The sequence below is a fragment of the Flavobacterium sp. R1_16 genome, from assembly GCF_057652095.1.
The window spans coordinates 882,627-904,347 of the sequence record NZ_JBYFCG010000001.1; the positions used below are offsets into that span (position 1 = coordinate 882,627).

Below are 21,721 nucleotides of genomic sequence, written 5' to 3' on the forward strand. Positions count from 1 at the left end.
AACAAAAATAGTATGTCAAATGGTCAAGGCATGTCGTTGAGAAAAAAATATTTAGGAAAGCTCATTTATCATTTTTTCAAAATGATTTTTATGGATTAAGAAGTATTCCATAAAATTAGTAATAATATGTTTTACAAAATTTTCTTGATTTTCATTTTTTTCGAGTAAGTACTCTATCAATTTACTATCTCTAAAACTCGCTTCTAAATTATTATAATTATCTAAAAAAATATAATCATTCCACCAGCCACATTGATTTTTTCTCTCATTCGTATAATAGTTATTAAAGTACTCCATAGCTCCATTTTGTCCCCAAACAACAAAAGAAAGCTTGTACCCCAAAAGGCTGTTTCCGGATCTAAATGAATTAAATCCTTCGATGCCGATATACCAATCTTTTTTCTCACAATTTTTAGGTTTGATATAAATTTGCCCACCTTTATCATCTATACTTTTATTTTTTTCTGCAATAATCCAATCTTCATTCTCGATTAAAGGCACTAGTTCTTTAACTGTAGCTAATAATATATTGTTAGATAAATTTAAAATAGCTCTATTAAAATTATCAGAGATTTCTTTTGCTGCTAAAAAATCTTTTAAAATTAGTTGTTGTATTTCATTTCCCATATTGTCACTTAAACTCTGATTTGTTAAACTTTTAATTAAAAATAAATATTGATTTAAAGTCTCTCTAATTATTGGTTTGTTAACCAGTTTTTCAATACACTTTTCCAACCAGTTTTTTATTGTAGCAGAATAAGAAATGCAAACAAAATCTTTATTTAAAATTAAATTTCCTTTTGAATTTTCTGATGGTTCTTTTCCGTTTAAAGTTAAATATAAAATAGGGGCATTTTTATCATACCCATTATATCTTAACAATTGTTTTGACTGATCTCCTGCATTTATTTTATTCTCTATAATAATGTTGTTTTTACCATCATTGATTATGATATCAATCCTACCACCTTGGTCGGAATCATTATCAACTCGACCTGTATAATGTTCTTTTATAGCACGACTTTTTTCGATGTCAAACTTTTCTAAAATTTTTTTCGCTTCCGATTCTTCTTCAAAATTATTTTTAACTTCATCTAAAAATAACTGTAAAAACGATTCTTTCTGTCTATGTTTTCCTTTCACATCAAGCAAGTTTGTCAATATAGCAGAATGGCTTAACTCATCTGAACGAACTCCTAGAATGTCAAAAATATTATAATGTTCACCTGAATTCTCTGCTAAGTCATTGTATTTTTTTTGAATGATTGATACCTGTTGTAGTAAATTTTTTATGTTGTCCATTCAGTTTATAGTTTATTATTTTCTTCAACAAATTCATCAAGTTTCTCATACCAATTTTCAAGAAATTTTTTACGCTTTTTCCTTTTGAAAGTGATAATTAATTTATTTTCTGCTCCATTATTTTTGATAACAATTTTTTTTAAATCTTTATCAATTTTCAAATTTAAGTCTTTTTTTGCCATACATTTTTCTAGGTATATAAGTCTAACATTTTTATTACTTTATTTTTTACAGATTCCTTCAAAGCTTTAGGTTCTTCCACTTTTACATTTTCACCATATTTCATAATTTCCATGATAAAATCATTCGTTGGGTGCATAAAATATTCAAATCGCCACCAATCTTTATCTTCAAAAATTATTTTTTGTGATGAGTGCAAGGGTAATGATTTTATATACTGCGCTTGATAGGCATTGAAATTCAATATAATCTTTACTGCTGGTTCATAGGTTTCTACGCCAAATGCATTTTGATAATGAGCTTTGGTATCAAAAGCAATGGGTTTGAATTTTTGTTTTTGAATTTCTAAAGTTTGAATTCGGTCCAAACCAAAATTTCGGAAATCTTTTTTAATGGTATCGAAACAAATTAAGTACCAACGATTTTGAGATTCTTTGACAGCAATAGGTTGTAGCCTTCTCATTTCAGGTTTGTCTTTCCAATAACTTTTATGTTGGATTACAATTTCAAAATGGTTTTCAATAGCATATAATAAGCCGTGCATGTATTCCGTTCCTTTGCTAGCTCTTTTTTCCAGTATTAATTTATCAGAAACATGTTCAGAAAAATTCAAAGCACTCAGGGTTTCAAAAGCTTCTAATATTCGTTCGAAAGGTTTTTCTTCTAATTCTTCTGTAATCTCATACCAGCCCTCTTTTTTATTGTATTTTATATCAATACCATAAATCGTGGTTATTTCCTTAACATCACGTTGAAAGGTGCGTTGTGAAATATCGAAATTTTCACCACTAATTTCTTGTTTTCGAACCAAGTATTTTTTTATTTCCTCAAACGAAGAAGGGCTAGTTCTCAATTTTCGAATGATTAATAAATGCCGTTGTATGTATTCTCTCTTTGCCATGTATCTTAATTTCTGTCAAAAGTAATTAAGTTAAACGACAAAAAATGTCGTTTTAAGGCGAATCTATGATTTTAGATTTCAATCCTAAAATGGAAAGATTTTTGTGACTTAATCTATTTAATATTTAAAATACTTTTCCAACAACAATTGAGCCGCTACAAAAGGAGAAATTTCACCGTTTTGCACTGCTTTTTTATTGGCTTCGAGTAGTTGTTGAATTGAAGCATCTTTATAAAAATGCAATTTCAATTGGTCGTTTATGGTTTCCAGCATCCAATATTGGTTTTGTGCTGCCCGATTTTCAAAGAAATAGGTATTGGCTTTGGTACGTTCTACATAGTCAATAATGGTTTCCCAAACTTCTGGAATACCCTCACGTGTAATTGAGCTACAAGTGGACACTTTGGGAATCCATCCTGATTTTTTGGCTGGAAATAGATGAAGTGCTCTATTAAATTCGGTTTTGGCTAAATTCGCTTTTTTAAGATTATCGCCATCGGCTTTATTGATAATTATGGCATCTGCCATTTCCATGATACCCCGTTTGATACCTTGCAGTTCATCGCCAGCACCAGCAATTTTTAATAGCAAAAAGAAATCGACCATGCTATGCACTGCAGTTTCACTTTGTCCTACACCAACAGTTTCTATAAGTATGGTATCAAATCCAGCGGCTTCACAAAGGGTAATTGTTTCTCGAGTTTTTCTAGCAACACCACCCAAAGTTTCCCCTGAGGCAGAAGGACGGATGTACGCATTCTTGTCTTTTACCAATTCTTCCATTCGGGTTTTATCCCCAAGGATACTTCCGTGGCTAATGATACTACTCGGGTCAATTGTGAGTACAGCTACTTTTTTGCCTAAACCCGTTAGATGTTTTCCAAAGGCTTCTATAAAGGTACTTTTTCCTACTCCTGGAACTCCTGTAATTCCTACACGCACCGATTGATTGGCATGAAGCAAACAGGCAGCAATAATAGCATTGGCTTGAGCCAAATGGGTAGGGTTGGTACTTTCCACTAAAGTTATGGCGCGACTCAAAGCGGTAATATCCCCTTTTAAAAGTGCGTCAATCAACTCTTCAGAATTGGGTTGCGTTTTCCTAAGCTGTTGAATATGTGCTACAGCAGTAGGACAGACAATCTCGGGTGGAGCAATTCCATATTTTTCGTGTAGCGCAGAAGTATTTTTGTTTTTAGAGTTCAATTCACATCACATTTTTGTAAAATTACTAAAAAAACCTTTGGGTGTAATTTGTTTTTTAAGATGCATTACCTTAGTCACAATAACCATGAGATGTTAGCGATTCGTGGGGATTTTTTCTTCTTCAACGTATTCTAAGATATCACCTGGTTGGCACTCGAGTGCCCTGCAAATAGAGTCTAAAGTACTAAAACGAATTGCTTTTGCTTTTCCCGTTTTTAAGATGGAAAGATTAGATAATGTCAAATCAACTTTTTCGGAAAGTTCATTCAGAGAAATTTTTCTCTTTGCCATCATCACGTCTAAATTTACAATGATTGCCATAACTTAAACTGTTAAATCGTTCTCGTTTTGAATATCAATTCCTGTTTTGAAAATAGTAGCAATCATGTAGATTACTGCCGCCATCAAAATGAATGCCTGACTGTCTTCCCAAAACGGGTTTAAGTTGTCGGTAACGTAACCATGATGTACTAAATTCTTGGCAGTTTGTCGGGCAATGTAACTTAATATTCCAATAGTAAAAGTATAGTAACTAATTTGTGTGATGTGGTTAGAAACATAATTATCAAATGGTTTTGATAAATTAATTTTAGTTACAAGCTTAATGACAATATAGAATAGATAGGCTTTTAAAAAAGATATGGACAAGATAAAAGAGTACATACCGTAAAAAACCCACTTATTTCGGGTATACATTTCACTCAAGTCTAATTTTTGATAAAGATTTGAAATAAATTCAGGTTTGTAAAGACTGAAAATAAAATTGACTAGTAACCCACCTGCTTCAATGCATAAGCCTACAAATAGTATCCAAGCAACAATTTTTAAGACTTTAAATACGAAGTTATTTGTTTTTGACATAACGATTAAAATTTAAAATTACATCACAAAAATAATAAATATTTATTGAAAAACAATAAATATAAGTTTATATTCAATTAATTATAGGATTTGAATTGTACAACTTCTAGTTTGGCTAAATCTTTAAACTATGATTACTACTTACTATTTCGAGTAAGTATTTTTGTGTTATTTTATTTCGGTTACTGGAGCTATCGAGATAACAAGTTATTGTATTCTGATTTTTTGATGTTCCTTTGCAAAAAAATAGTATACTTTATGGACAATATTATTTTGGTCTTTCTATGTTTATTCATAGGGTTTGGATTGCAATTTGTGAAAGCATTTCCTAAAAACGGATACCTTGCTTTAAATCAATTTATCATTTACGTTGCCCTTCCAGCCTTGACCTTATTTTATATTCCTAAAATCGAAATTAATGCTTCCTTATTATACCCTTTAGGGGTTGCTTGGTTGGGATTTGTCATGGCGTTTCTTTTTTTCTTTTTGTTAGGAAGAAGATTAGGATGGTCAAACAAATTGATAGGTTGTCTTATTCTCACAGCGGGTTTGGGGAATACCTCCTTTGTAGGGTTTCCCATCATCAATGCTTTATATGGAGAAGAAGGTTTGAAAACTGCCATTATTGTCGATCAACCAGGAACATTCACAGTATTAACTACTTTCGGAATCTTAACTGCCTCACTTTTTTCTAAGGGAAAACCAAGTTTAAAATATATCATTTTAAAAATGATAAGTTTTCCGCCATTCATTGCTTTTGTATTTGCTATCGTAATGAATCTTTTTGAGATATATTTTCCAACGGATGTGCAATCCGTTTTTCAAAAATTAGGAAGTACCATTACGCCCATAGCCTTAGTTTCCGTAGGATTACAAATAACTATTGACAAAAAGAGTCAGCATTGGGGATTTTTAACATTGGGATTATTTTACAAGCTGATGATTACTCCCGCGCTTTTCTATCTTTTATATAAAGTTGTACTTCATGGAAAAGGACTTGCTGTTGATGTTTCTATAACCGAAGCGGCTATGGCACCTATGATCACGGGCTGTATTTTAGCAGCAACCTATGGATTAAAACCTAAATTGAGTGGCATGATGATTGGTATTGGCATACCGTTATCCTTTATTACTGTAGCGTTTTGGTATTGGATTTTGACTACTTTTTAGTATTCAAATTAACTTGTGGCACTCTCTAAAAAATACTAATTTTGCCATTCTAAAACAGCACCATGAATACTGAAATAACTCCTGAAATACAGCGTCAACTCATTCAAATTGTAGGCGATTCTTATGTTTTTCTTGATGAGGAAACACGAAATCATTACGGTCACGATGAAACTGAAGATTATGTTTTTCCGCCTGGTGTGGTAGTAAAACCAGCAAATTCTCAAGAGATTTCTGAAATCATGAAATTGGCAAACGAATATAAAATTCCAGTGACACCCATTGGTGGTAGAACGGGTTTAAGTGGTGGCGCTTTGAGTATTCATAAAGGAATTGGTTTGTCTACAGAACGATTGAATACCATTTTACAAATAGACAAACAAAATCTGCAAGTCATTACAGAGCCGGCAGTAATTACCCAGGTTTTGAGAGAGGCTGTGGCTGAGAAAAATCTTTTTTATCCACCCGATCCAAGTAGCCAAGGAAGCTGCTGGATAGGAGGGAATGTAGCGGAAAATGCTGGTGGTGCCAGAGCAGTAAAATATGGTGTTACTAAGGATTATGTGTTGAATTTAGAAGTGGTGTTACCCAATGGAGAAATCATTTGGACTGGTGCCAATACTTTGAAAAATTCAACAGGATATAATCTCACTCAGTTGATGGTGGGTAGTGAGGGAACCCTTGGTATTATCACTAAAATTGTAATGAAATTATTACCAAAAAGCACTCACAATGTATTAATGTTAGTTCCATTTTATAAAGCTGATGAGGCCTGTGAGGCAGTTTCTGCGATTTTCAGAGCAGGAATTGTTCCTAGTGCTCTGGAATTTATGGAACGTGATGCCATTGATTGGGTTTTACAATTTGTAGAAGGTTTGAATGTGCAAGTATCCGATGAAATTCAGGCGCATTTGCTGATTGAAGTGGATGGGAACTATCCCGATATTCTTTTTCAAGAAGCCGAAAAAATAATGAATGTCGTAGAGCAATTCAAAATAGACGAAGTTCTTTTTGCTGATACAGAAGATCAAAAAAATGCACTCTGGAAGATGCGCAGAAGTGTAGCCGAAGCGGTAAAAGCGAATTCTATTTATAAAGAAGAAGATACCGTAGTGCCTAGATATGAATTACCCAAATTATTGAATGGGATTAAAACCATTGGGAATAAATATGGCTTTAAATCGGTTTGTTATGGTCATGCAGGTGATGGGAATCTCCATGTAAATATTATTAAAGGAGATATGACAGATGAAAATTGGAAAACAGAAGTAACCAAAGGAATTCGCGAAATTTTTGAATTGACAGTTTCTTTAAACGGAACTTTATCAGGTGAACACGGTATAGGTTTTGTTCAAAAAAACTATATGGATATTGCTTTCAGTCAAACCCAATTACAACTAATGAAAGGCATAAAAGCTATTTTTGATCCTAATGGAATATTAAATCCGGGTAAAATTTTTCCTGATAATCTATAAAAAAGGGTTCACTCAATGAACCCTTTTTTAATCTCTTTTAGGTGTATTTTTCTTTTCTCTTTTTTCCGCTTTTTTTTCCTTTGCTGTTTTCAGAGGTTCTTTTTTCACAGTTTTCTTTGCGTCTTGACTTTTAGACATACTATTAGTTTTTAGGTTATCTATTTAAGTAAAGATAGGTTATATATTTTAGGTATTTTATAATCCTAATACTTTTTTTATATTTTCATTAAAACTAGTTTTGAAAATTTCTCTTTGTGAGGAATCATCAAAGTTGAAAAACTTCCATTCATTGCCTGTAGTTTCGTCAGCAATAGCTATCAATTTAGAAACTCGTTTTACATTAATGCTATTGCGTTTGGGTTCAAAAAAGACCTCTTTAGTATTGTTGTTTTCTTTCAGCCAATCAACTTTTTTCAAAGCAGTAGCATTGTCGAGTTTATTTTCAAAAAAATAGCGTATTGGATTTCTATAAGTAATAACACAAAATGTTTTTCCTTCTATTTTTTTTATGTCAGAATATTGAAAAACTGGGGTTACGAGTTCCAATCGCATGCGGTATTCTTCGTTTTGATAGTCTAAATCTAGTTTTTCTAGGAAGCTGTCTTTATTTCCAATAGACTCCACAATTTTTGGATAAGTAAGCTTTGCGATTACATCAAAATCCATGGTATAATTAGCGTCGTAGATTTTTTGGGTTTCCAACTTTAATTTTTCCAAAGATTGTGAAAAAGAAAATGAACTGAATAGCGTAAATAAAAATATAAATTTTGTTTTCATAACAATTGATTTATTCAAATATAAAAAAATCCCCAACTACTCTCGCAGTTGGGGATAGATATTTTAGGTTTCTCCATTGTCTAAATGACAAAAAAGGAATTAGTCATTCACAATAACCCATTCTCCAGAATTAATCATGCCTTCTGCTTTTTTGTATTTTAGGGTATCTGTTTTCCCACTTAATACATGTTTGATGGTTACCGTATCGTTACGATTAATTTTTGGCATTTCTCTAACAATCGTTTCGGTTACTTGACGTTGTTGGGTTTGCCCAGCTTCACGATTTTGTTCAGCAAGTGTGTCACTGTTTGGAACTTCGTCTTTACTGGTTTTATAATTTTCTTTTACCTTAACTTGTTTCGCTTCTTGAATGCTTGGAACATTTTGTTGTGGCAGATCGCCTTTAAACAAAAATGAAATAACTTCTTTGTTTACCCCATTCAACATAGCACTAAACAAATTGAAGGCTTCAAATTTATAGATAAGCAATGGGTCTTTTTGCTCGTGAACCGCTAATTGAACGGATTGTTTTAGCTCATCCATTTTACGCAAATGCTTTTTCCAAGCTTCATCCACGATCGCTAAAGTGATGTTTTTCTCAAAATCGGCTATCAATTGTTTTCCTTGCGATTCGTAAGCTTTCTTTAAATCAGTAACTACATTCAATGATTTTATTCCGTCAGTAAAAGGAACTACTATGCGCTCGAATTGATTGTTCTTATCCTCAAATACATTTTTGATGATAGGAAAAGCTTCTCTGGCACTACGTTCTGTTTTTTCGGTATAAAATTCTAAAGTTGCTTTATATACTTTGCCTGTTAATTCTGATTCGGACATTTTTTCAAATTCGCTTTCAGAAACTGGAGAAGTAATCGAGAAATAACGAATTAATTCGAATTCAAAATTTTTAAAGTCGTTTCTTGGCTTGTTAGCCTCAACAATAACCTCGCAAGTATCATACATCATGTTGGCGATATCGACTTTAAGACGTTCTCCGTGCAAGGCGTGACGACGACGTTTGTACACTACTTCACGTTGTGCGTTCATCACATCATCATATTCTAATAAACGTTTACGAACACCAAAATTGTTTTCTTCTACTTTTTTCTGAGCACGTTCTATCGATTTGGTCATCATCGAGTGCTGAATTACTTCTCCTTCTTTTAACCCCATTCTGTCCATTACCTTGGCAACCCTTTCAGATCCGAATAAACGCATCAAATTATCTTCTAAAGAAACATAAAATTGAGAGCTTCCCACATCACCTTGACGACCAGCACGACCACGCAACTGACGGTCCACACGACGTGAATCATGACGCTCTGTTCCTACGATAGCTAATCCACCAGCGGCTTTTACTTCTGGAGATAATTTAATATCTGTTCCACGACCTGCCATGTTAGTTGCTATGGTTACCACTCCAGATTTTCCGGCTTCTTCGACGATTTGAGCTTCTTGTTTGTGCATTTTTGCATTCAATACGTTGTGAGTAATACCCCGCATTTTCAACATTCGGCTTAATAATTCTGAAATTTCTACCGAAGTTGTTCCAATTAAAACAGGTCTTCCAGCCTTTGATAGTTCGGTAACATCTTCAATAACTGCATTGAATTTCTCACGAGTAGTTTTGTATATAAAATCTTCTTTATCAATTCTAGCCATAGGTCGATTGGTTGGGATTTCTACCACATCCAATTTGTAGATTTCCCAAAGCTCACCTGCTTCAGTAACGGCTGTTCCAGTCATACCAGCTAATTTGCTATACATTCTAAAATAATTTTGAAGTGTAATTGTTGCAAAAGTCTGTGTGGCAGCCTCAATTTTTACATTTTCTTTAGCTTCAATAGCTTGGTGTAAACCGTCTGAATACCGTCGACCATCCATGATACGACCTGTTTGTTCGTCAACAATAAGGATTTTATTGTCGATGATAACATACTCAACATCTTTTTCGAATAGGGTATAGGCTTTTAGTAATTGTGTCAGTGTATGAATTCGTTCACTTTTTACGGAGAAGTCTTGGAATAATTTTTCTTTTTGTTCTGCTTCGGCATCTTTGTCTAAATTTAACTTCTCAATTCGGGCAATTTCAGTTCCAATGTCTGGAAGAACAAAGAAGTTGCCGTCTGTATCGGTAGACAAGAATTTGATTCCGTTATCGGTTAATTCTACTTGATTGTTTTTTTCTTCAATGACAAAATACAACGCTTCATCAATAATATGCATGTCACGATTGTTATCTTGCATGTATTGATTTTCCGTTTTTTGAAGCAATTGTTTGATTCCTTCTTCGCTTAGAAATTTGATTAGAGCTTTGTTTTTTGGTAAGGCTCTGTAAGCTCTCAACAAATTAAATCCTCCATCTTTTGTATTTCCTTCTTTAACTAAACGTTTTGCTTCGGCTAAAAATCCGTTAGCCAATTGTCTTTGCAGTGTTACCAAATTTTCGATTTTTGGTTTCAACTCATTAAACTCATGACGATCTCCTTGTGGTACGGGACCAGAAATAATCAAAGGAGTACGCGCATCATCAATCAAGACAGAGTCGACCTCATCTACAATAGCAAAATTGTGTTTTCTTTGAACCAAATCTTCTGGTGAATGCGCCATATTATCTCTCAGATAATCAAAACCAAATTCGTTATTGGTTCCGTAGGTAATGTCTGCTTCGTATGCTTTTCTTCTGGCATCAGAATTCGGTTGATGATTGTCGATACAATCCACAGTTAAACCATGAAATTCAAACAATGGTGCTTTCCAAGTACTATCACGTTTGGCTAAATAATCATTAACCGTTACCAAATGTACACCGTTTCCAGTTAAGGCATTTAAATATAATGGTAATGTAGCCACCAAAGTTTTTCCTTCACCTGTTTGCATTTCTGCAACCTTCCCTGAGTGCAATACCATACCTCCAATCAACTGAACATCATAGTGAACCATGTCCCAAGTAATTTGTTTACCAGCAGCATTCCATGAGTTAGCCCAAATAGCTTTGTCTCCATCCAATGTGATGTATGATTTTGAAGCAGAAAGTTCTCTATCCTTTGCCGTAGCAGTAACAACAATTTCTGTATTTTCTTTAAAACGTCTTGCCGTTTCTTTGATTACAGCAAATGCTTCAGGAAGAATTTCGTTTAGTGTTTTTTCAGAGATTTCGTAGGCTTCTTTTTCAAGAGAATCAATTGCAAGGTAAATATCCTCTCTTTTATCAATATCCTCGATAGATTCAACTTCAAGTTGAAGTGCACTTATTTTAACATCTTTTTCAGCACGCGCCTCTTTTATTTTTTCTTTGAAGGCAATCGTTTTTGCTCTCAAATCATCATTTGATAAACTTTCTAAGGAAACTCCAATTGCTTTGATTTTATTGACATTGCCTTGTAGTGCTTTAACGTCTTTCTCAGATTTATCTCCAACAAAAATTTTCAGGATACTATTTATGAAACTCATACTATTTGTGTAATTTCTTGATTTATAAAGTGTGCAAATTTAAGCAAAAAAAAAGCCTCAACTGAGACTTTTTATTGGTTTTATCATTTTTTTAATATTCATCCTCATTCCAAAGATAATCTTCGTCTGTTGGATAGTCGGGCCAAATTTCCTCCATTGATTCATATATCTCGCCTTCGTCTTCTATAGATTGCAAGTTTTCCACTACTTCTAGCGGTGCTCCTGCTCTAATTGCGTAGTCGATAAGCTCATCTTTGTTAGCTGGCCAAGGCGCATCGCTTAAATAGGATGCTAATTCTAATGTCCAATACATCTTATTTCGATTTTAATTTATGCAAAAATAAATTTTTTACTCAAAAAGTCAAGTTAAATTTAATTTATTTTAAAAAAAAGTTAAGAACGTATTTTTTTTATAACTAATACCCTGTTTTAATCTTAATTTTGCAATATAATCTATGATTTGTATACAAAAATTAAAGCTTTACCTACGAATTTATTTTCGTGGAATCCACTTTACTTCAACAGCGTTTAAATCTTGAGACAACTTTCGTGCCAGTACAAAAAGATAGTCAGAAAGTCGGTTGAGGTACTTAATTGCGTTCTCAGCAACTGGTTCGTTATGGTCGAGGTGAACGGCTAATCGCTCAGCACGGCGACAAACACATCGGACGATATGACAATATGACACTGTAGTATGTCCTCCTGGCAAAATAAAATGAGTCATTTGTGGCAAAGCTTCCTCCATGGCATCCATTTCTTTCTCTAACAATTCGATATCACTATCAATGATTCCAAGTTTTTTCAAACGTAATTCTCCATTTTTTTTTACTTCTTTTTCCGGTGGAGTGGCAAGGATAGCACCGATGGTGAATAGCCTATCTTGAATTTCGATAAGAATTTCCTTGTGATGCGGTTCTATCTCTTGATCGCGTAATAATCCAATATGAGAATTTAGTTCATCAACAGTTCCATAACTTTCAATGCGAATGTGGTCTTTAGGAACTCTTGTTCCCCCAAATAGTGCTGTTGTTCCTGTATCTCCTGTTTTTGTATATATTTTCATTTTGATTTAGGATTTAGGATTTAGGATTTAGGATTTTTATCCGCAATCAAAAATCAAATTAAGTTTTCAAAGATAGAAAATAATTAAAAGGATTTTAGTAGATTTTGATGAGGTAAATGGTTTTGGAAACTGCGAATTTATTTTTTAGTATCACTTTCAATTATTCCGTCTCGTAATCGAATCACTCGATGGGCGTAGGCTGCAATTTCTTCTTCATGCGTCACCAGAATCACAGTATTCCCAAGCTTGTGAATATCGTCAAATAATTTCATGATTTCATTAGACGTTTTACTGTCTAAATTTCCAGTAGGTTCGTCGGCGAGAATAATAGAAGGTTTGTTAACTAACGCTCTGGCAATAGCTACTCGCTGTCGTTGTCCTCCTGATAGTTGATTGGGTTGATGATCCATTCTGTCTGCTAAATTCACTTGTTCTAATACTTCTTTGGCACGTTGGTTTCTTTCCGATTTGGAATATCCAGCATAAATCATCGGCAAGGCTACATTGTTTAATGCAGTTGTTCTAGGCATTAGATTAAAGGTTTGAAAAACAAAGCCAATTTCCTTATTTCTAATTTCAGCTAATTCATCATCATGCATGTCGCTTATGTCTTTTCCATTCAAAACATAGGTTCCTGAAGTTGGCGTGTCTAAACAACCCAAAATATTCATCAGTGTAGATTTTCCTGAACCCGAAGGTCCCATGAGTGCTACATATTCGCCTTTGTTTATTTGTAAATTTATTCCCTTCAACACATAAACGGTTTCGTTGCCAAGAATAAAATCTCGTTTGATATTGGTTATTTTGATTAATGGATTATGCATCTAAAATGACAAATTTAGTATTGATGAGTTTCAGTTTTTTGTGGGGCAAAGATACGTTTTAATTCACTGCTTGATAAATCCACTGGCCTAAATGATAGCCTGCTTTAGTCATAGATATGATTCCTATGATTATTGTAATTGGTAACAAAATTTTGTGTTTTTTTGATTTGAAGTAGTTTTTAGTTTCCATATACTATTGGTTTAATATTAAGTTTATAGGTACTAAAAATTTTAAATTTGTTACAGAATTCTTTTAAATTCTTATCGTAAAATGTTCTTTTTCTTGCTCCATTCTGAAGAATACTATTCCCCATTGAAAAGTATCAATAGTTACAGTTACTTTTGGATGTTTCTTAATGATATTCCAAGCTTGTTCCATTTCAACAGACCAATGAATATCATCAAAAATCCACACGGTTTCGTTGGTTATAGTTGGAAGTAAAAGTTCAAAATAGGCTAAAGTGGCTTGTTTAGAATGATTACCGTCAAAGTAAATCAATTGATAATTAATATTTGATAATTGATGATTTTTGAGATAGTTTGAAAATTCTGTGTTAACAAAATCAATAGTATTGAAGTTTGATTTTTGCAATTGCAATTGAGCTTGTTTTAAGGTTTCAGGACAACCTTCTAATGTTGTAATTCTAGCTTTCGGATTTCCTAAAGACATAGCTGAGGTTGCTAAACCTAATGAAGTCCCTAATTCTAAAATACAATTGGGTTTAAAATAATGAACAATTCTAAATAATAATTCAGCTCTTTTTTGACTAATTCCTGCTGTTCGAGCAATTTTAGATATTTGTCTTTGGCTGCTTTTAAAAACTTTAGAACCAGCACCAAAATCAATAACATTAATATGATTTTTGTTTTTCAGAAGGGAATTTCGATACTTTTTTAACCCTAAATATTCTGGTTTTTTTGTTGTATCATAAAAACATTTTGTCACCAAATCAAATACAAATGGAGAATGCACTCCATGTTCGTTCTTGGAGTTCCAAAGGAATTTGAGGTATGATTTTAAAACGTATAGCATTTTTTAGTAATTAGTGATTAGTGAAAAGTAATTAGATAGAGCATTAAAACTACTCACTAGTTACTCTTTACTAATCACTCTTATTCTTCCATTTTACCCGAAAGTTCAAACCACCGTTCTTCTTTTTCTTCAATTTTAGCAATGATTTTTTGCAATTCATTTGCTTTTTTTTCAATATCGACGTTGGCTACTTTACCGTCAGAAAACAATTGTTCGATTTCCTTTTTTTGGTATTCCAAATCTTTGATTTCGCGTTCAATTTTTTGAAATTCTTTCTGCTCATTGAAAGTTAAATTTCCAGTAGGATTATTTTGTTTCCATGTTTTTGCAGGATTCGAAGCACCCTTTTCAGTATTAACAGCATCTAATTTTTTGGGTTCAGCAGAATCCTCATACGCTCTGAAATCTGAATAATTACCAGGAAAATCTTCAATCACACCATTACCTCTAAAAACAAATAAATGGTCTACAATTTTATCCATAAAATAACGGTCGTGGGAAACAACTATCAAGCAACCTGGATAATCCAAGAGAAAACTTTCCAGTACATTCAAGGTTACAATATCCAAATCATTAGTTGGTTCATCCAGAATCAAGAAATTTGGATTTTGAATCAAAACTGTACACAAGTACAGTCGTTTCAATTCTCCACCACTGAGTTTCTCCACATAATCGTGTTGTTTTTTTCTGTCAAAAAGAAAACGCTCTAATAGTTGTCCTGCAGAAATAATTTTTCCTTTTGTTAGCGGAATAAATTCACCATATTCCTTGATAATATCGATAACTTTTTGTCCTGGTTTAGGATTTATGCCACTTTGAGTATAGTAGCCTACTTTTATGGTATCGCCTTTTACTACTTTCCCACTATCAACAGGAATGGTTCCTGTAATTAAATTCAAGAAAGTAGATTTTCCAGTGCCGTTTTTACCAATAATTCCAATGCGCTCTCCACGTTGAAAATCAAAACTAAAATTATCTAAAATAACACGGTCTTTGAACTTTTTAGAAACCTTATGCAGTTCGATAATCTTACTTCCCATTCGTTCCATGTTGATTTCGAGTTCAACAACATTTTCTTTTCGGCGACTTTCGGCTTTTTGTTTGATGACATAAAAATCATCCTGACGTGATTTTGATTTTGTTGTTCTTGCCTTGGGCTGACGACGCATCCATTCCAATTCTTTTACGAATAGATTTTTTGCTTTGTCTATACTTGCATTTTCAGAAGCAATTCGCTCTTCTTTTTTGGCTAGATAATAAGAATAATTCCCTTTATATTGGTATAATTTTCCATTGTCGAGTTCAATAATTTCATTGCAAACACGCTCTAGAAAAAAGCGGTCGTGAGTCACCATGAAAAGTGTAATATTTTCTTTAGCAAAATAACTTTCTAACCATTCAATCATTTCCAAATCTAAATGATTCGTTGGTTCATCTAGAATTAATAAGTCAGGACGATTGATTAAAATAATAGCTAGAGATAACCTTTTTTTCTGTCCACCGGAAAGGTTTTTAACTTTTAGTTTAAAGTCTTCCAGCTTTAATTTGAACAAAATTTGTTTGAATTGCGTTTCAAAATCCCAAGCATTATGCTGATCCATTTTATCAAATGCTTTTTGATAGGCATCTTCATCTTGAGGATTTTCTAGCGCTTTCTCATATTCTTCAATAACTTTTAGGGTTTCGTTATCCGATGCAAAAATGCTTTCTTCAATAGTGAGTTCGTCTTGTAAATTAGGAACTTGAGATAAAAAAGCCATCTTAATTTCTTTTCTCAAAACCACTTTACCAGTGTCAGGTTCGTCTTCACCATTTATAATGTTCATGATGGTAGTTTTTCCAGAACCGTTTTTGGCAATAAAAGCAATTTTTTGGTCTTTGTTTATGCCAAAAGAAATGTTTTCAAATAAGGAGCGTTCACCAAAAGATTTAGAGATATTTTCGACTGAAAGATAATTCACGAGAGTAATTTTTTGCAAAAATAGTCTTTTGTTTTCAAACATTGAAAATTCGTTTTTTTGCAATTCTACAACTTAAAATATATCTTTGAAAAATGCAACTATCCGTCATCATCCTCAATTATAATGTACGCTATTTCTTAGAGCTATGTGTTTTGAGCGTTCAAAATGCTATACAAAACATGGATGCAGAAATTATTGTTGTCGATAACAATTCGTCTGATGACAGTTGTGCCATGATGAAACAACGTTTTCCAACAGTTACGCTTATAGAGAATAAAGGCAATTTTGGGTTTCCAAAAGGGAATAATATTGGTGTAAAAGAAGCCAAAGGCGAATACATTTGCATACTCAATCCAGACACTGTTGTTGCCGAAGATACTTTTGAAAAGATAATAGCATTTGCAAAAACAAAACTTGATTTGGGAATTGTAGGCTGTAAATTAATAGATGGTGCTGGAAATTTTCTCCCAGAAAGTAAACGCGGTGTGCCAACTCCATTTGTGGCATTTACAAAAATAGTAGGGCTGTATAAGTTGTTTCCAAAATCTAAAATCTTCGGGAAATATTATGCCCAGTATTTGAACGAAAACGAAACGGGAAAAGTGGATATTTTAGTGGGAGCATTTATGGTGATGAAACGAGAATTGTATCTTGAAGTAGGTGGTTTTGACGAAGATTGTTTTATGTATTCAGACGATATCGATTTGTCATACATGGTTTTACAAAAAGGGAAATCAAACTATTATTTCCATGAAACTTCTGTTATTCACTACAAAGGTGAAAGCACAGTAAGAGATGCTGTCTACATGAAACGGTTTCAGCAAGCCATGCATTTTTTCTATCAAAAACATTTTAGAGTATCCGTTTTTTTTGATGTTTTTTTGAAAATAGGAGCCTTCTTTTTTACATTGTTTAAGAAAAATCAAGCGAGTACTATTTCTCAAAAACCAGATGAATATCTAGTGTTATCAGAAGATGAAAACACGAGAGAAATAGTTGAAAACTTGTTAGGAAATAAAGTCGAGCTTGTTGATTCTACAAAGAAAAATACTATAAATTCGCTTACACTCGGTAATGTAAGAGTTGAAATTATCTTTGATAATAATTATTGGAGTTTTAAATCGATTATTCAAAGTATGGAAGAGTTAAAAAAAACGAACCGCACTTTTAAGATTTTGCCCCAGAAAACACATTTTATTATTGGTAGTAATACCAGCAATGATAGAGGTCAAGTAATCAAAATTAGTAAGTAAAGAATTAGGAAATTCAATAATTCTTAACAAAAAATAAAAAGGAATAGTTAATTTCGCAAGCTGAAAGTAAAAAGCACCGTTAGGATAGCAATATGGCAAAATTCGAATTGAAACTTCCTAAAATGGGAGAAAGTGTTGCAGAAGCAACTATAACAAATTGGTTGAAAGAAGTAGGCGACAGCATCGAAATGGACGAAGCTGTTCTTGAGATTGCTACCGATAAGGTAGACAGCGAAGTACCTTCAGAAGTTTCAGGTGTTTTAGTTGAAAAACTTTTTCAAAAAGACGATTTGGTAAAAGTGGGTCAAACCATTGCTATTATTGAAACGGGTAGTGGTGCTATTCCTGAACCTGCAAAAGTTGAAAGTGCTCCTGCTCCTACAATCGTTGAACCAATTGCTGTTCAAGAAGTTGCCAAAACTGTCGAGGCAGCTAAAGATTTTGTAGCTGCACCAGCGAGCCCTTCAAAGCAAGACTTTTCACATTCCGAAAAATTCTTTTCACCTTTGGTTAGAAATATTGCTAGAGAAGAAGGAATTTCAGTTTCTGAATTAGAGCAAATTAATGGCTCTGGGAACGAAGGACGTGTTACTAAAAATGATATTTTAGATTATATAATCAACAGAAATAAAATTCTAGCTGAAAAACAACAGGCTCCTGTAGTAACTGAAGAGGTGAAGCATGAAGCACCGAAAGTAATTCCTCAACCTGAAATAGCACCAACTGCAAATACTCAATCAGCAACTCCAGTTGCTGAACCAGCAAAACAAACCAGTCAGAAAGCAGCACCAGTTTCTGTAAATGGTCAAGACGAAATCATAGAAATGGACAGAATGCGTAAGCTTATTTCTGGATACATGATTCAGTCTGTTCAAACTTCGGCTCATGTGCAATCATTTATAGAGGTTGATGTAACTACAATTTGGGATTGGAGAGAAAAACATAAGGATGCTTTTGAAAAAAGAGAAGGCGAAAAGTTAACGTTCACTCCCATTTTTATGGAAATCATCGCCAAAGCATTGAAAGATTTCCCAATGATGAATATTTCAGTAGAAGGTGATTACATTATTAAAAAGAAAAACATCAATCTTGGAATGGCAGCTGCTTTGCCTAATGGGAATTTAATTGTTCCGGTTATTAAAAATGCCGATCAGTTGAATTTATTAGGAATGGCGAAAGCAGTTAATGATTTGTCTTTCCGAGCTAAAAATAATCAATTAAAACCAGACGATATTCAAGGCGGAACCTACACAGTAACCAATGTGGGAACTTTCGGTAGTGTTTTTGGTACACCAATTATCAATCAACCACAAGTTGGAATTTTAGCTTTAGGAGCTATTCGTAAAGTGCCTGCAGTTATAGAAACTCCCGAAGGTGATTTTATAGGAATTCGCAAGAAAATGTTTTTGTCTCACAGTTATGATCATAGAGTTGTTGATGGCGCTCTAGGCGGAAGTTTTATCAAACGTGTTGCAGAATATTTAGAAGCTTTTGATGAGAAAAGAACAATTTGATACGATATAATTTAGTTATTCAACCCGACAAATTTTTAAAGTTTGTCGGGTTTTTAATTTTAAGAAAAACTTTATAAAAAATCGATAAACGGTAGCTTCAAAACTCTATATTTGTAATCCTAAAATTCAAAAATGGAACTCAAATTAAAGAAACCCATCTGCTTTTTTGACCTTGAAACTACTGGAATTGAAGTAGCCAAAGACCGAATTGTAGAAATCTCTATATTAAAAGTGTTTCCCAACGGAAACAAAGAAAGTAAAACGTGGTTGGTGAATCCAGAAATGGTGATTCCGCCAAATGTAATTGCGGTTCACGGGATTACTAATGAGAAAGTAGCAAATGAACCAACATTTAAAGAGTTAGCTTCGCAAGTCTATAATATGATTAAAGATAGTGATTTGGCTGGATTTAATTCGGATAGATTTGATATTCCATTATTAGCAGAAGAGTTACTCCGTGCCGGCGTAGACTTTGACATGAAAAGTCGCGTTTCGGTTGATGTGCAGACCATTTTTCATAAAATGGAAGAGCGAACTTTGAGCGCAGCTTTGAAATTTTATTGTGGCAAAAGCCTTGATAATGCGCATTCTGCCGAAGCTGATACTATGGCAACTTACGAAATTCTCAAAGCTCAATTAGATAAGTATCCAGAATTAGAGAATGATATGAAATCATTAGCCGAATTTACAACCAGAAAAAAAACAGCTGATTTTGCAGGTTTTATTGGGTATGATAAAGATGGTGATGAGGTTTTCTCTTTCGGAAAACATAAAGGGGTAAAAGTAGACAAAGTGCTTGAAGAAGAGCCAGGTTATTTTGGATGGCTACAAAATGCGGATTTTCCTTTGTATACTAAAAAAGTTCTTACCGCTATTAAATTAAGAAAAATGAATACTAAATAGAGTGATTAGTGAATAGTAATTGGTGAATAGTTTTCTCGCTAATTACTATTCACTAGTTACTAATTACTTAAAAAAATGAAAATTATCTGCATAGGTAGAAATTATACCAAACATATAGAAGAATTAAGCAGTGAACGTCCTGACGAACCAGTTGTTTTTTTGAAGCCAGATTCGGCAGTTTTGTTAAAACAACATCCGTTTGTAATTCCTGAATTTTCAAACGAAGTGCATCATGAAATTGAACTTATCGTGAGAATTAATAAAGTAGGAAAATACATAGAACCAAAATTTGCCCACAAGTATTATGACGAAATAAGTGTTGGTTTGGATTTTACTGCTCGCGATTTACAGGAAAAGTTGATAGCTAAAGGTTTGCCTTGGGAAAAGTCTAAAGCTTTTGACGGTTCAGCGGTAATAGGTGACTTTATGTCGAAAAAAGTTTTTAGTTCGCTGGAAAGTCTTAATTTTGAATTAACAAATAACGGAAAAACGGTTCAAAAAGGAAATTCCAGTCTGATGTTGTGGAAAATTGACGAGATTATATCCTATGTTTCTCAATTTTTTACACTTAAAATTGGAGATATTATTTTTACAGGAACGCCTGATGGAGTAGCAGCAATAAAACCAAACGACGTTTTAGAAGGATTTTTAGAAAATAATAAACTATTTAGAATACAAGTAAAATAATGGCACTAAACTATAACTTAGCAAAAGTATATGCACTTTCAGATAATGATCCTGAATTTGTAAACCAAATCCTCACACTTTTTGTAACGGAAGTCCCGGTCGATTTAATACAGATAAAATTGGGGATTAAAACCAAAGACCACAAATTAGCATACAGTTATGCTCATAAAATAAAACCTTCTTTGGATTTATTAGGAATGAATGTAGCTTTTGAAGAAATCCTTCAAATAGAAGCTTGGACCAAAGCCGAGGGCAAAAGAAAAGAAATAAAAGCTACTTTTGATAGCGTTGAATCTCAAATTGAGAAAGCGGTTAAAGAAATCTCAAAAGATTTTAACTTGTAGTATTTAAGTGTGTTGGCAGTAAATGAAACAAGTCAACCTCAAAATATGAAATATAAAATAATACTGTTTTTAATTGTATTAATTGGTATTCCATCATTTGGTCAAAAGAAATATTTATTTGACTATATGATGGAATATGATTTAAAAGATACTGATACTTCAAAGGTTAGAAAAGAATACATTCTTACCAATTCAAAAGATAATAGCTATATTTTAAGAATATTCGAAAAAGACAGTCTGAATTTTGTACTTAATTTTTTCGATCAAAATGGTATATACTCTAAGTCGATTCTTGATAAAAAAAGTTTTAGTAGAGCTGAGTTTGTAACGCTAAACTGTGGAGTTGTTTCAGGATATAGCAATCCATATAAGTATCAAACTAAAAATTATGATTTCATAAATAAATCCGATACGATAATTGAAGGTCAACATTATTCTCATTATTTTCTTAAATCAAATAAACCAAAAAAAGAAAAAAGGAAAAAACTCGCTACTGAACATTTTATTATTGAAAAAAACACTTCTTTTCATCTTCCTATTTTAGAATTCTCAACAACTTATGAAGAGTGGAAATTGGAAAAAAATATTCCAAATGGTATTCCTAAGGAGATGTTTTTGTTATCTTTTAACAAGAAGAAATATTCCTTTTTCCACAAACTAAAGCAGTATGCTAGGATTAATAAATATGTCACAATTCCAGAGGAATGTGATTATACTAATCCAGATGTTATTAAAAGAAGAGATTCTTTATCAAATATTTCTATAAAAAAATTGAAAAGTAAATCTCTTATGTTCTCCTTTTAAATCCCAAACTAAC

Annotated in this window: 21 protein-coding genes; 8 read left to right on the forward strand and 13 right to left on the reverse strand. The window is 33.0% G+C overall.

The genetic code is table 11. The annotated features are described in order from the left end of the window. Window positions 1-51: 51 nt before the first annotated feature. The 6 genes from AC23L6_RS03820 to AC23L6_RS03845 form a co-directional block, all read right to left on the reverse strand. Window positions 52-1,302, reverse strand: coding sequence for a PDDEXK-like family protein (locus AC23L6_RS03820; RefSeq protein ID WP_487562245.1), 1,251 nt, complete (start codon window positions 1,300-1,302; stop codon window positions 52-54). A gap of 5 nt (window positions 1,303-1,307) precedes the next feature. Beyond that, window positions 1,308-1,484: a hypothetical protein gene (locus tag AC23L6_RS03825; RefSeq protein WP_487562244.1), complete on the reverse strand. Its 177-nt coding sequence runs from the start codon at window positions 1,482-1,484 to the stop codon at window positions 1,308-1,310. 8 nt (window positions 1,485-1,492) lie between these two features. Next, window positions 1,493-2,383: a helix-turn-helix transcriptional regulator gene (locus AC23L6_RS03830; RefSeq protein ID WP_487562243.1), complete on the reverse strand. Its 891-nt coding sequence runs from the start codon at window positions 2,381-2,383 to the stop codon at window positions 1,493-1,495. Between the two features lie 117 nt (window positions 2,384-2,500). Continuing rightward, window positions 2,501-3,589: a methylmalonyl Co-A mutase-associated GTPase MeaB gene (meaB, locus tag AC23L6_RS03835; RefSeq protein WP_487562242.1), complete on the reverse strand. Its 1,089-nt coding sequence runs from the start codon at window positions 3,587-3,589 to the stop codon at window positions 2,501-2,503. Between the two features lie 93 nt (window positions 3,590-3,682). Further along, window positions 3,683-3,910 carry a helix-turn-helix domain-containing protein gene (locus AC23L6_RS03840; protein ID WP_487562241.1) on the reverse strand — a complete coding sequence of 76 codons (228 nt, stop codon included), beginning with the start codon at window positions 3,908-3,910 and terminating at the stop codon, window positions 3,683-3,685. 3 nt (window positions 3,911-3,913) lie between these two features. Beyond that, window positions 3,914-4,450, reverse strand: coding sequence for a DUF2975 domain-containing protein (locus AC23L6_RS03845; protein ID WP_487562240.1), 537 nt, complete (start codon window positions 4,448-4,450; stop codon window positions 3,914-3,916). Between the two features lie 258 nt (window positions 4,451-4,708). Between AC23L6_RS03845 and AC23L6_RS03850 the strand changes: the two genes are divergently transcribed. Both AC23L6_RS03850 and AC23L6_RS03855 read left to right on the forward strand, forming a co-directional pair. Further along, on the forward strand, window positions 4,709-5,620 hold the full coding sequence (locus tag AC23L6_RS03850; RefSeq protein WP_487562239.1) for an AEC family transporter: 912 nt from the start codon (window positions 4,709-4,711) through the stop codon (window positions 5,618-5,620). 62 nt (window positions 5,621-5,682) lie between these two features. Further along, complete coding sequence (locus tag AC23L6_RS03855; protein ID WP_487562238.1) at window positions 5,683-7,092, forward strand: FAD-binding oxidoreductase; 1,410 nt, start codon at window positions 5,683-5,685, stop codon at window positions 7,090-7,092. A gap of 195 nt (window positions 7,093-7,287) precedes the next feature. Here the strand turns inward: AC23L6_RS03855 and AC23L6_RS03860 are convergent, their stop codons facing one another. From AC23L6_RS03860 to AC23L6_RS03890, 7 genes are all read right to left on the reverse strand, one after another. Further along, a complete protein-coding gene (locus tag AC23L6_RS03860; protein WP_487562237.1) occupies window positions 7,288-7,869 on the reverse strand; it encodes a hypothetical protein in 582 nt (193 codons plus the stop codon). A gap of 99 nt (window positions 7,870-7,968) precedes the next feature. Further along, the gene (secA, locus tag AC23L6_RS03865; RefSeq protein WP_487562236.1) at window positions 7,969-11,322 is read right to left on the reverse strand and encodes a preprotein translocase subunit SecA; all 3,354 of its coding nucleotides are present in this window, start codon (window positions 11,320-11,322) and stop codon (window positions 7,969-7,971) included. A 91-nt stretch (window positions 11,323-11,413) separates the two neighbouring features. Next, entirely contained in the window at window positions 11,414-11,635 is a 222-nt protein-coding gene (locus AC23L6_RS03870) for a DUF2795 domain-containing protein (RefSeq protein ID WP_007138072.1), read from the reverse strand. A gap of 180 nt (window positions 11,636-11,815) precedes the next feature. Then, window positions 11,816-12,385, reverse strand: coding sequence for a cob(I)yrinic acid a,c-diamide adenosyltransferase (locus AC23L6_RS03875; RefSeq protein WP_487562234.1), 570 nt, complete (start codon window positions 12,383-12,385; stop codon window positions 11,816-11,818). Window positions 12,386-12,522: 137 nt separating this feature from the next. After that, window positions 12,523-13,209, reverse strand: a complete 687-nt coding sequence (locus AC23L6_RS03880; protein ID WP_487562233.1) for an ABC transporter ATP-binding protein — start codon at window positions 13,207-13,209, stop codon at window positions 12,523-12,525. 253 nt (window positions 13,210-13,462) lie between these two features. Continuing rightward, on the reverse strand, window positions 13,463-14,242 hold the full coding sequence (locus AC23L6_RS03885; protein WP_487562232.1) for an O-methyltransferase: 780 nt from the start codon (window positions 14,240-14,242) through the stop codon (window positions 13,463-13,465). Between the two features lie 80 nt (window positions 14,243-14,322). Beyond that, window positions 14,323-16,203: an ABC-F family ATP-binding cassette domain-containing protein gene (locus tag AC23L6_RS03890; RefSeq protein WP_487562352.1), complete on the reverse strand. Its 1,881-nt coding sequence runs from the start codon at window positions 16,201-16,203 to the stop codon at window positions 14,323-14,325. 92 nt (window positions 16,204-16,295) lie between these two features. Here AC23L6_RS03890 and AC23L6_RS03895 point away from each other — a divergent pair, with 92 nt between their 5' ends. The 6 genes from AC23L6_RS03895 (at window position 16,296) to AC23L6_RS03920 (ending at window position 21,708) form a co-directional block, all read left to right on the forward strand. Further along, window positions 16,296-17,456, forward strand: a complete 1,161-nt coding sequence (locus AC23L6_RS03895; RefSeq protein WP_487562231.1) for a glycosyltransferase family 2 protein — start codon at window positions 16,296-16,298, stop codon at window positions 17,454-17,456. Window positions 17,457-17,548: 92 nt separating this feature from the next. Continuing rightward, on the forward strand, window positions 17,549-18,970 hold the full coding sequence (locus AC23L6_RS03900; protein WP_487562230.1) for a dihydrolipoamide acetyltransferase family protein: 1,422 nt from the start codon (window positions 17,549-17,551) through the stop codon (window positions 18,968-18,970). A 132-nt stretch (window positions 18,971-19,102) separates the two neighbouring features. Then, window positions 19,103-19,873, forward strand: a complete 771-nt coding sequence (locus AC23L6_RS03905; RefSeq protein WP_487562228.1) for an exonuclease domain-containing protein — start codon at window positions 19,103-19,105, stop codon at window positions 19,871-19,873. 75 nt (window positions 19,874-19,948) lie between these two features. Further along, window positions 19,949-20,560: a fumarylacetoacetate hydrolase family protein gene (locus AC23L6_RS03910; RefSeq protein ID WP_487562227.1), complete on the forward strand. Its 612-nt coding sequence runs from the start codon at window positions 19,949-19,951 to the stop codon at window positions 20,558-20,560. Then, entirely contained in the window at window positions 20,560-20,904 is a 345-nt protein-coding gene (locus AC23L6_RS03915) for an Hpt domain-containing protein (RefSeq protein ID WP_487562226.1), read from the forward strand. Before AC23L6_RS03910 ends, AC23L6_RS03915 begins: the two co-directional genes overlap by 1 nt. 45 nt (window positions 20,905-20,949) lie before the next feature. Beyond that, complete coding sequence (locus AC23L6_RS03920; protein WP_487562225.1) at window positions 20,950-21,708, forward strand: hypothetical protein; 759 nt, start codon at window positions 20,950-20,952, stop codon at window positions 21,706-21,708. Window positions 21,709-21,721 lie beyond the last annotated feature (13 nt).

Coding starts and splice junctions, on each gene's coding strand:
- AC23L6_RS03875 (WP_487562234.1), bottom strand. CDS start 12,385: ATGAAAATATATACAAAAACAGGAGATACAGGAACAACAGCACTATTT.
- AC23L6_RS03820 (WP_487562245.1), bottom strand. CDS start 1,302: ATGGACAACATAAAAAATTTACTACAACAGGTATCAATCATTCAAAAA.
- AC23L6_RS03910 (WP_487562227.1), top strand. CDS start 19,949: ATGAAAATTATCTGCATAGGTAGAAATTATACCAAACATATAGAAGAA.
- secA (WP_487562236.1), bottom strand. CDS start 11,322: ATGAGTTTCATAAATAGTATCCTGAAAATTTTTGTTGGAGATAAATCT.
- AC23L6_RS03860 (WP_487562237.1), bottom strand. CDS start 7,869: ATGAAAACAAAATTTATATTTTTATTTACGCTATTCAGTTCATTTTCT.
- AC23L6_RS03915 (WP_487562226.1), top strand. CDS start 20,560: ATGGCACTAAACTATAACTTAGCAAAAGTATATGCACTTTCAGATAAT.
- AC23L6_RS03900 (WP_487562230.1), top strand. CDS start 17,549: ATGGCAAAATTCGAATTGAAACTTCCTAAAATGGGAGAAAGTGTTGCA.
- AC23L6_RS03895 (WP_487562231.1), top strand. CDS start 16,296: ATGCAACTATCCGTCATCATCCTCAATTATAATGTACGCTATTTCTTA.
- AC23L6_RS03845 (WP_487562240.1), bottom strand. CDS start 4,450: ATGTCAAAAACAAATAACTTCGTATTTAAAGTCTTAAAAATTGTTGCT.
- AC23L6_RS03880 (WP_487562233.1), bottom strand. CDS start 13,209: ATGCATAATCCATTAATCAAAATAACCAATATCAAACGAGATTTTATT.
- AC23L6_RS03825 (WP_487562244.1), bottom strand. CDS start 1,484: ATGGCAAAAAAAGACTTAAATTTGAAAATTGATAAAGATTTAAAAAAA.
- AC23L6_RS03850 (WP_487562239.1), top strand. CDS start 4,709: ATGGACAATATTATTTTGGTCTTTCTATGTTTATTCATAGGGTTTGGA.
- AC23L6_RS03840 (WP_487562241.1), bottom strand. CDS start 3,910: ATGGCAATCATTGTAAATTTAGACGTGATGATGGCAAAGAGAAAAATT.
- AC23L6_RS03920 (WP_487562225.1), top strand. CDS start 20,950: ATGAAATATAAAATAATACTGTTTTTAATTGTATTAATTGGTATTCCA.
- AC23L6_RS03870 (WP_007138072.1), bottom strand. CDS start 11,635: ATGTATTGGACATTAGAATTAGCATCCTATTTAAGCGATGCGCCTTGG.
- AC23L6_RS03905 (WP_487562228.1), top strand. CDS start 19,103: ATGGAACTCAAATTAAAGAAACCCATCTGCTTTTTTGACCTTGAAACT.
- AC23L6_RS03885 (WP_487562232.1), bottom strand. CDS start 14,242: ATGCTATACGTTTTAAAATCATACCTCAAATTCCTTTGGAACTCCAAG.
- AC23L6_RS03855 (WP_487562238.1), top strand. CDS start 5,683: ATGAATACTGAAATAACTCCTGAAATACAGCGTCAACTCATTCAAATT.
- AC23L6_RS03830 (WP_487562243.1), bottom strand. CDS start 2,383: ATGGCAAAGAGAGAATACATACAACGGCATTTATTAATCATTCGAAAA.